At 59.8% G+C, this 8369-nt stretch carries 9 protein-coding genes and 3 pseudogenes; 4 read left to right on the top strand and 8 right to left on the bottom strand.

The window, feature by feature from the left end; translation table 11 throughout:
- Together AB4Z51_RS28000 and AB4Z51_RS27995 are read right to left on the bottom strand one after the other, a co-directional pair.
- The coding region (locus AB4Z51_RS28000; RefSeq protein ID WP_352784979.1) for a transposase at nt 1-74 on the bottom strand (74 nt) is incomplete at its 3' end.
- Between the two features lie 64 nt (nt 75-138).
- Nucleotides 139-456: pseudogene (locus tag AB4Z51_RS27995) on the bottom strand (IS110 family transposase); the annotation flags it as partial.
- 162 nt (nt 457-618) lie between these two features.
- Between AB4Z51_RS27995 and AB4Z51_RS27990 the strand changes: the two are divergent.
- Entirely contained in the window at nt 619-891 is a 273-nt protein-coding gene (locus AB4Z51_RS27990) for a hypothetical protein (RefSeq protein WP_441498418.1), read from the top strand.
- A 90-nt stretch (nt 892-981) separates the two neighbouring features.
- On the opposite strand, the pseudogene AB4Z51_RS27985 reads toward AB4Z51_RS27990, so the two are convergent.
- From AB4Z51_RS27985 to AB4Z51_RS27975, 3 genes and pseudogenes are all read right to left on the bottom strand, one after another.
- Nucleotides 982-1170: pseudogene (locus AB4Z51_RS27985) on the bottom strand (CoA transferase); the annotation flags it as partial.
- 186 nt (nt 1171-1356) lie between these two features.
- Nucleotides 1357-2358, bottom strand: coding sequence for a class I SAM-dependent methyltransferase (locus tag AB4Z51_RS27980; RefSeq protein WP_439036930.1), 1002 nt, complete (start codon nt 2356-2358; stop codon nt 1357-1359).
- Nucleotides 2355-3326 (bottom strand): fatty acid desaturase, encoded by a 972-nt coding sequence (locus tag AB4Z51_RS27975; protein WP_441498417.1) that lies wholly within the window; start codon nt 3324-3326, stop codon nt 2355-2357. Before AB4Z51_RS27975 ends, AB4Z51_RS27980 begins: the two co-directional genes overlap by 4 nt.
- Nucleotides 3327-3563: 237 nt before the next feature.
- On the opposite strand from AB4Z51_RS27975, the gene AB4Z51_RS27970 reads away from it, so the two are divergent.
- Together AB4Z51_RS27970 and AB4Z51_RS27965 are read left to right on the top strand one after the other, a co-directional pair.
- Entirely contained in the window at nt 3564-3746 is a 183-nt protein-coding gene (locus AB4Z51_RS27970) for a hypothetical protein (protein WP_441498416.1), read from the top strand.
- 150 nt (nt 3747-3896) lie between these two features.
- Nucleotides 3897-4139: a hypothetical protein gene (locus AB4Z51_RS27965; protein ID WP_441498415.1), complete on the top strand. Its 243-nt coding sequence runs from the start codon at nt 3897-3899 to the stop codon at nt 4137-4139.
- A 7-nt stretch (nt 4140-4146) separates the two neighbouring features.
- Here AB4Z51_RS27965 and AB4Z51_RS27960 read toward each other — a convergent pair whose 3' ends face one another.
- Together AB4Z51_RS27960 and AB4Z51_RS27955 are read right to left on the bottom strand one after the other, a co-directional pair.
- Nucleotides 4147-4830, bottom strand: coding sequence for a class I SAM-dependent methyltransferase (locus AB4Z51_RS27960; protein WP_212454617.1), 684 nt, complete (start codon nt 4828-4830; stop codon nt 4147-4149).
- Nucleotides 4831-4839: 9 nt separating this feature from the next.
- Nucleotides 4840-5838 (bottom strand): glycosyltransferase family 2 protein, encoded by a 999-nt coding sequence (locus AB4Z51_RS27955; protein WP_441498414.1) that lies wholly within the window; start codon nt 5836-5838, stop codon nt 4840-4842.
- A 233-nt stretch (nt 5839-6071) separates the two neighbouring features.
- On the opposite strand from AB4Z51_RS27955, the pseudogene AB4Z51_RS27950 reads away from it, so the two are divergent.
- A pseudogene (locus AB4Z51_RS27950) lies at nt 6072-6275 on the top strand (tripartite tricarboxylate transporter permease); the annotation flags it as partial.
- A gap of 46 nt (nt 6276-6321) precedes the next feature.
- Here the strand turns inward: AB4Z51_RS27950 and AB4Z51_RS27945 are convergent.
- Nucleotides 6322-8136, bottom strand: coding sequence for a chloride channel protein (locus AB4Z51_RS27945; protein ID WP_441498413.1), 1815 nt, complete (start codon nt 8134-8136; stop codon nt 6322-6324).
- Nucleotides 8137-8369: the final 233 nt, after the last annotated feature.

The raw sequence follows: 8369 nt of genomic DNA, 5'->3' as shown, positions 1-8369 counted from the left end.
GCGACCGACACGCCGGCCTCATGCTCCTTCAAGATCCCGATGATCTGCTCTTCCGAAAAGCGGCTGCGCTTCATGCTCTGGTCCTTGTCGTGGGCCAGAACGAACTTCAAACTGGATTAAACCCGCGGGGCAAGGTCACACGGCTTCGGCAATCGTTTCGGCATCGTTGAAGTCGTTCTTCTGTCCYTTGCTATAAGGGCGGACATATTTGGCCGGCATCARCCTGGCATCGTGACCTAACGATGCGAGTTTGCGGCTCAAATGATGTGCGCCGACGCAGGCTTCCATGCCGATCAGGCAAGGCGGCATATTGGCGAGCCGCGCCTCCACCTGGCCACGCGACCACTTTTGCCGCAGCACGATGGTGCCGCGCGTATCGTGGCCCACGACGTGGAACGAGTTTTTGCCGATATCGATGCCGATCACGGCGATCGCGGTACTGGGTGTCTGGGACATGGCGTGCTCCTTGTCTTGGCGCCCCTGGCCAGCTTATCGCTGGCGGGGCAGGAGCACGGCCGGACCATCCCATTAGCGGATTGGAAACTGGAGCGCTGAACGTCGTGAACACCACGGGATATGGGAGGCAGCGGCTTTACGATTGCAAGCGCGGCTGCGGGCTTGATCAAGGCGACGCTCAGCAACATCAAGGTGATCAACGCGGCCAGCGGTATCGGCGTGGGTGCCGGCGCCGCCGTTCACCTCAGCAATTCGGTCGTGTCAAGCAACTCGGTTGCCGGCATTGCCATCTCGGGCGGCGGCATCAACATTGATGCCACCCGATCTCCTTCAACACGATCGGCGTCAAGCAAGTCGGCGGATCGGTCGAGCTGTCCAACAACGACCTTTCTCCGCTATGTCGGCACGCGCTTCGACGGTTTGCGTAAGATCTAGATGGTTGCTTAAGCCGTCAATGCGCGGCCGATGGTGATCACCGCGGCGGCCCGGACCCGAAAGGCCGGCTGTCGCGACGCGGCCGTTCTTTCACACCACCTTGGCGTTCCGGAGCGTCGCGATCTCGTCTGCACTGAGGGCGAACTCCTTCAAGATCTCGTCGGTCTGCTCGCCGAATTCCGGCGGCCGCGCCACCATCTTGCTCGGCATGCGCGACAGCGTGACGGGTTCGCCGACCAGTCGAATGTGGCGGTCCTCGTCGTTCGGCACGTCCTGAGCGCAGGTCTTTGCGTGGGGTAATGGCTGAGAGAGGTCGGAGAATTCTCGCCAAACGGATGATCTTGCACGCAGATCTCGCAGCTCTTCTAGGCAGCGTCGGGAGTCTTCTCAGCCATGGCATTCATATGGAGCCGGGATTCAGATTGCCGTCCGGCCCGCGCGCTGATTCCTATTGGAGCGACGTGATCACGCACCGCCAGAAATCCTGCTTGACCCCAACTTCGCCCTCGAAATCGGTGTGGCCGATGATGTCTCAGAAGTGGATGATTGGGCCGTGAGGATGCAATTCATCTGCGACGTCTTAGAGAAAGGCATCCTGACAAAATCGAACGCCGCAAAAAGCAGATGAAAAAAGGGAGTAAGGCTGTTCTGCAGCGATGGCCGTGCAGCTGACACCTCCGCGAGGCCAATGCGCTTTAATTCGTTAATGGCGCTTACGGTCCAGAATGGGGCGCCTTGCGTATACGAGCAATTCAAAACATGAAGGCCCGCGGATTCACAGTGACGAATGAAGCTAGGTTTGGTGAAGAGAACGAAATGTCGAGGCGTGTGATATCCTCCCCAGGAACGATATCTAAAAATACGAGCGTCTAGCGAGTCGTAGTTGGGCGTTTTAATCCAAATGAGACCACCAGGAGAAAGCAGGCTCTTTGCCTTTTTCAGTATCTGGATCGGATCTGGAACGTGCTCGATCAGGTTTAGCATCAAGATCAAGTCAAACGTTTTTTCAGTCTCGAAGCCTTCAATAGGCGTGAGGTGAAAGTTGTGACCTTTGGCGCGGGCAACATCGGCCGCTCCAGCATCAATGTCTACGACGGTTGTATCAGCAATTCTTGAATCGGCTCTCTTCAGCCCGTCGAGGAGCCAACCGATTCCGCCTCCAACGTCTAATGCAGACAGGCGTTCTCCATTGAGTTGTTTGGTGATCGCTTGGAAAGCCCTGTCGTCAAGACGCTTCTTGAAGCGTAGTGCCAAGGTATCGGCTGCATTGGCGTGAAACGAGTAATAGTTGGATGGATAGATTTCATTCAGCCGATCCGACAGCATCGGGTAAATGAACAGAATATCGCAGCTGTCACAGCGGTAGAAATCGAAGAGCCTGCCGGATGTAAAATACTCAACATCGTTGGCTTTCGCGAAATGACGCACAGAACCATCGGCACAAATCGGGCACGTTATTTTGGTCATGTGAACCTGAAGAGACTGAGGAACGTTTTCAAATATGTGGAGCGACGCTGCTCGATAACCGATGCTAACTCCGTCTTGAGGAGATATGCCTCCATTTCATGCAGGTTGGTATAAGAAACCTGCGGCTCCCAGTGGTGCAACAGGTGGCGATTGAATCCCGCGGCTCCGAATACCGAAGCGAATATGCCGGGTCCAAACACCCTCGTATAGGCGCCATGATCAAGCTCATTGTAATCGACACATGGATCCGCAGAGGGGTCTCTATGTTCCAGCAACTGGCGAAGAGCGCCGAAGAGGGGGAAAAACATCACGGTCCCCAGGACCCACGCGGCGCAAAAAAGTAGCTCGCGAGAAAAGAAGGAAATCGTGACGATTGCAATGTGCGCAAGGAGACCCATGGGCCTGACCCATGTGCCTCGATCGACCCTCTTGGCTTTAGCTTCGAGTTCGGTGCGCGACCGCAGCACTTCCATCACTCGGACGCCAAACAGAGCCTTGATCAGAAATGCCAGATTAAGCGAGGAGAAATAAGTCGATTCGCTGTCGTCGATTTTGCCGAGCGCGCGATGATGCTGAAAATGCGTGATGCGGTACTGCTGAACAGATGTGCTTATCATCCAAGCAACCAGAATGTTGCATAGAAAATCACTCTGTCCTCTATCAGGGGCGAAATTGAAGTGAGCGCCTTCATGAAGGAACAGTTGCAGGTAGGCGATCCAGAAGCCAATAGAGATTGCACCAGCAAACACAGTAAATAGCGGTCCATAGTCCATTTCCACGGGCACGGCGCGGACAGACGCAAAAGTAACAATCAGCGCAAAGTAGCCGAGCGCAATATCCAGATAGAGCCTCGTATAATTGGGCGTCAGCGTCTTGATGAAGTCCGCGTATCTGAGACCTTCGTCATTTACGAGAAATGGCCTTAGTTCCTGAAACCTTCGCGAATAGTCATCATCACTATCGATCATTTGCCGTCACCCCGGAGATGGTTCGCCGCCTGAGCGTGCGCCGAGCGTCATTGGTTTCGCCCCCGTCTGGCTCAAGTTGAAGAGGTCAGGTTAATATTTCCATTCCCGGTCCATCCTCCGATAGACGCGTTGAGCGAGAACGGACAGCGAACGGCAGCCGGGCGCAACAAACCGATGGATCATTAGATTCCCCCAGCGGGGCGACAATCTAATTCGCAACCTCTGATCGAGCAACTCATGACAGACCCTTCGGCGCCGATACCAAGTTGCGCACCGTCTCACTTCTACAATTCGCCCGGTGGCGCTACAGCTGTCGCGCAGTCGCCGACTACCGGCGCGAGCGGTGGCGTTAACGGCGGGCTCGGCCGCTCCGAGGCGCGGCCGCGCAATATCGCGCTGCTTGCGTGGATCAAATACTGAGAACTCGCTATGAAAATCTGGAACTACAGCTCAGAAGCCGGCGAGGTCCTTACTGAGAGCGCCGCCGATCCCTGTCCCGTGCAGGAAGACGTTTGGTTAATCCCGGCTTTCGCGACGAATATCCTATTCGCGGACGGAGCTTGATTCGTCATGCTGGAAGCCGTTCTTCTGCTACTAGGAATTGGAGCGCTGGCTCTTGTAGTGATTGCCTTCTGGGGCGCGTCTATTTGGCCCCATCAGGCGCGATTTTCTCAAGCTGCTCGACGAATACTTGATGCGACACTGCTTGAGCTGGACACGCCAGGGGTGACGCTGCTCCACTGCCCGCCGGACTGGCAATGCATCTTCAGCGACAATGTGGCGGTCGCCCATCGGCGGTTGGATGTGTTGTAGAAATAGTTCAGGCGGTACCAAAGGCGGCGTATTGGGCGCCGAGCGGAATACGCCTCAAGGCGCCCTCGACGCGGCGTGCCGGCTCTGCCTCCCAGGGCAACAGTAGGAAATGATGCGCGCCGATCTTCTGCAAACCGCTAGCCGCCATCAATCTCCGTGCCTTGCGAGCGCTGAGCAACACGGCGTCGCGATCGAATTCGCAGCGCGCAACGGCAAGGCGGGTAAGCGGATTGAGGGGATTGTGCTCGATGATGCAGATAAGGCCCCCCGGGCGCGCCACGCGCCGCATCTCATTGATGAAGTTGGTCCATTGGGCAGGCGCGACGTGGTGCAGCACGCAAATCGCAGTCACGATATCGAAACTGTCGTCGTCGAAGGGAAAGCTCCTGCCGTCGAAGGCGCGGTACTCGCCGCCGGGATTGTCGGCGCGCGCCTGCTCGATACTCTCCGATGAAACATCGATGCCGGTCAGGCTGCCGACCATGCCGCGCAGCAACGGATGAAAGCTGCCGACGCCGCAACCGACGTCGAGCATCGCGGGTCTTGCCGATCCGAGACGCCGCGCGGTCAGGTCGCGCAGGAGGTCGGCTTTGGAGCGCATGAAGAAGCTGTGGGGCAGGCCCGAGAAGTCGATCGATGATTGGACGACGTCCCGGTAATTGCTGCGGTACTGGTCGAAGAGCTCGCTCATGTGGGCTCACTATTCGTGCATGGCGTGAGCTGCGGCGCTCGCCGGCGCAGCCTGGGCGCGATCGAAGCCCAACCGCTTCTGCACGACGTAGAGTGGACGGTGTTTCACCTCGGCATGAATGCGGCCGATGTAGAGCCCGACGATGCCCGTCATGAGCATGTTAAGTCCGCATAGGAGCGATATGACGACCATGGTCGAGGACCAGCCGGCAACCAGGTTGCTGTCCTTGCTCATCCACAGCACAAGCACCCAGCCGCCGTAGAGGAGGGCCAGGCACGACACCACGAGCCCACACCAGATTGCCAGGCGTAAGGGCACATCGGAAAAGCCGAGCGCTGCAGCCAACGCAAGACGGGTCATCTTGAGCAGAGGATATTTTGTTTCGCCGGCCGCGCGCTCGAGGCGATGGAAGGTCACTTCAGTCTGCCGGAAGCCGAGCCAGGCGATCATGCCGCGCACGAAGCGGTCCCGCTCCGGCATCTGGCGCAGCGCGTCGAGCACCTTGCGATCGATCAGGCGGAAGTCACCGACGTCGGCCGGAATCCGAACCGAGGTCATGCGCCCGAGTATCCGGTAGAACAGATGGGCCGTCGAGCGCTTAAACCGGCTTTCGCCAGCGCGCGACAGGCGCCGCGCATAGACGACTTCGTAACCTTCTTCCCATTTGGCGATAAGTTGCTCCACGACCTCAGGGGGGTCCTGCAGATCGGCATCCATAACCACTATCGCTTGGCCCTGCGCCGCGTCCATGCCGGCGGTAATAGCGACTTGGTGGCCGAAATTGCGCGACAGGCCGATCAAGCGATAGCGCGGATCGCGTTTGACGAGTGCTTCCAGCACGATGGAGCCGGAATCGCTGCTGCCATCGTCGACGATAATGACCTCCGCCGCGCCGTTGAGCCGGGTCAGCAACAGGTCGAGCCGGCGTAGCAATATAGGGAGAACGGCCTCCTCATTGAAGACCGGGACAATGATGCTGTAGCTAACCGTCCGGGAATCGATCGCCATTGGGGTTCATTCCGCTTTGAATGAGCTGAAATCTAGAGCACCTGTGGTTAAAGCGGTCTTGCCTGAACAACGAGGAACGGCTCGAACGGAGGCTGTTTTTCGTGAAAATCGGGATGGAGGCTCAATCCGGCTTATCCGGTCGGGTCGGGCGGCCCGAACGGGCAGGCATCCAACGTTTTACCCAATGCGAGACTGCCCCTATCGTGAGCGGACTCAGACGACGCCGGCCTCCCCTAGTCTTCGTGCTCGGCAACCGCGCCAAGGATGTCTTCCACCTGTCGATGATCGGGTCCGGCGGCAACCTCAAAGTGTTCTGGTCGAGCGGTCTGGTCGACCCGATCACGACGCTGGCCATCCTGTTGCTATTTTGGCCGGTGATCGACGGTCTTCTTGGGCGCGCCGGATGGACGGGGCGGGCGAAACCCGCGTCGACCTAGCAAAGAGGGTCGTAGGCGCAGATTGTCGGCGAGGCGAATCCGCTGTCTAAAGCCGCGCGTCGTCAAGGGCGGTCACCTGTTCTGACGGGCTGCGGCGGCCAAGGCCGAAGAAGGCCGAGCGCTGCTTCTCGACGGATCTTGCGGTGGCGCGAATGCGCAGGAGATCCTTGCGGGCAACCAGGCCGACAAGATGCCCGCTCGCGCGTTCGACGATCGGCACGCGCCCGACGTCGGCTAGAACCATCCGATCCGCAAGATGTGACACCGGTTCGTCGGGATAGCCGAGTGTGAGCGAGCGGTCCGAGGCGCAGTCGAACAGGGTGTCGCGACCGTCGGCGCTTTCCGCTCGCCAGCGCAGGGCGTCCGAGCGGCCGACGAGACCCGAGACCTGACCGTCCGCATCGATCAGCGGATAGGACTTGTGACGCCGCCCGTTCCCGGAGAAGAACGTCACCGCTTCGCCGACCGTCATCGTTGCCGGCAGCGTATCGACGTCCGTCACCATCACTTCGTTGACGCGGAGTAGTTCGAAGGGATCGATGCCGTATTCGCGCACCACGTGCTGGCCGCGCCGCGCGATTTTCTCCGTGAGGATCGAGCGCTTGAGCAGCAATACGGTGAGCGCATAGGAGGCGCTCGTGGCAATCAGAAGCGATCCGAGCAGCGGAAAGTCGCCGGTCAATTCGACGGCGAACAGGATACCGGTCAATGGCGAGCGCATGGTGCCACCCATCATCGCGGCCATGCCGACGAGCGCCCAGGCCCCATGAGACCCCGGCAGCAATTGTCCTTCGAGCCAGCCGACGCAGCCGCCGAAAATGAGAAGCGGCGCGAGGACGCCCCCGGATGTGCCCGACGCGAGAGCGACGATCCAGATCGCGGACTTTACCAGCAGGATCAGCACCGCGACTGATACTACAACGTTGTCGTTGAGCAGGTCGCCGATGATGTCGTAGCCGACACCGAGTGCGCGCGGTTCGATCAAGCCGCCGGCGCCGACGAACAGTCCGCCGATSGCCGGCCACCACATCCAGTGGATCGGCAGGTGACTGAAAAAATCCTCGGCCATGTATAGCAGCGTGGTCAGCAACCCCGATTGCAGTCCCGCGAGCACGCCGACGCCCACGCAGGCAAGCGGCCCCCACCAGGGCAGATCGAGCTGGCCGGCGAACGGAAACAGTGCGCCGCTGCCGATCAGCCAGGGCCGCAGCGACGACGAGACCACGCAGGCGGCGATCACGGGGATCAGGCTGCGTGGCTTCAGCTCGAACAGGAGAAGCTCGACGGCGAGCATGACGGCCGCGATCGGTGTTCCGAAGATGGCCGTCATGCCTGCCGCGGCACCGGCCACCAGCAACGCCTTGCGTTCGGCCGCGCTGAGGTGGAAGCATTGCGCGAAGAGAGAGCCGACAGCACCGCCGGTCATGATGATCGGGCCCTCGGCGCCGAACGGGCCGCCAGTACCGATCGAGATGGCCGACGACAGCGGTTTGAGAACGGCGACTTTCGGCTGGAGACGGCTGCCGCCGATGAGGATGGCCTCGATCGCCTCGGGAATACCGTGGCCGCGAATTTTTTCGGAACCGAAGCGCGCCATCAGGCCGATGACGAGGCCGCCAAAGGCCGGGGCCGCAACCATCCAGGCGTCGGGTTTCAGATTGGCTGTCGAGAGGGTCTGCGTGCTCAACGTGTGCAGCCACACGGCATTGGTAACGAGCGCGATGGCGCGCAGCAACAGCCACGCCGTACCGGCGCCACCCGCGCCGACGAAGATCGCCATGGCGACCAGCATGAGAACGCGGCGGTCTGTCGTGAAGTCGCCGAGGCGCGGCAGGGAATTGGCGGGGATGGGGCGGGGCATCTTGGTCCGATCGGGATAACGCGATTGTGAGGATGACGAAGTGGCGCCGATCACATCGGCCGGCGCCGGAAATATATCGTAGAACGATACAAATCAACGGATCATTGCTGGCTGGAAAGCCGGTTCGCAGACAGGGGGAGAAGGCAGCCTAGCGGGGCAGCTCGAGAATTCGGGTGAGGCGGGCATGGGCCGGCACCGCGTCAGATGCGCGCCTGAGAAAATCGCGAGGCAGG

Origin of the sequence: Bradyrhizobium sp. 2TAF36 (genome assembly GCF_052114925.1) — a bacterium.
Classification (GTDB): Bacteria; Pseudomonadota; Alphaproteobacteria; order Rhizobiales; family Xanthobacteraceae; genus Bradyrhizobium; species Bradyrhizobium barranii.
Note: the sequence above shows the minus strand (reverse complement) of the source record. Positions and strands in the feature narration are given on the sequence as shown.

What these genes read in the sequence shown, in the direction of transcription:
- AB4Z51_RS27980 (WP_439036930.1), bottom strand. Translation starts at nt 2,358, where the DNA reads ATGACCAAAATAACGTGCCCGATTTGTGCCGATGGTTCTGTGCGTCAT.
- AB4Z51_RS27975 (WP_441498417.1), bottom strand. Translation starts at nt 3,326, where the DNA reads ATGATCGATAGTGATGATGACTATTCGCGAAGGTTTCAGGAACTAAGG.
- AB4Z51_RS27970 (WP_441498416.1), top strand. Translation starts at nt 3,564, where the DNA reads ATGACAGACCCTTCGGCGCCGATACCAAGTTGCGCACCGTCTCACTTC.
- AB4Z51_RS27965 (WP_441498415.1), top strand. Translation starts at nt 3,897, where the DNA reads ATGCTGGAAGCCGTTCTTCTGCTACTAGGAATTGGAGCGCTGGCTCTT.
- AB4Z51_RS27960 (WP_212454617.1), bottom strand. Translation starts at nt 4,830, where the DNA reads ATGAGCGAGCTCTTCGACCAGTACCGCAGCAATTACCGGGACGTCGTC.
- AB4Z51_RS27955 (WP_441498414.1), bottom strand. Translation starts at nt 5,838, where the DNA reads ATGGCGATCGATTCCCGGACGGTTAGCTACAGCATCATTGTCCCGGTC.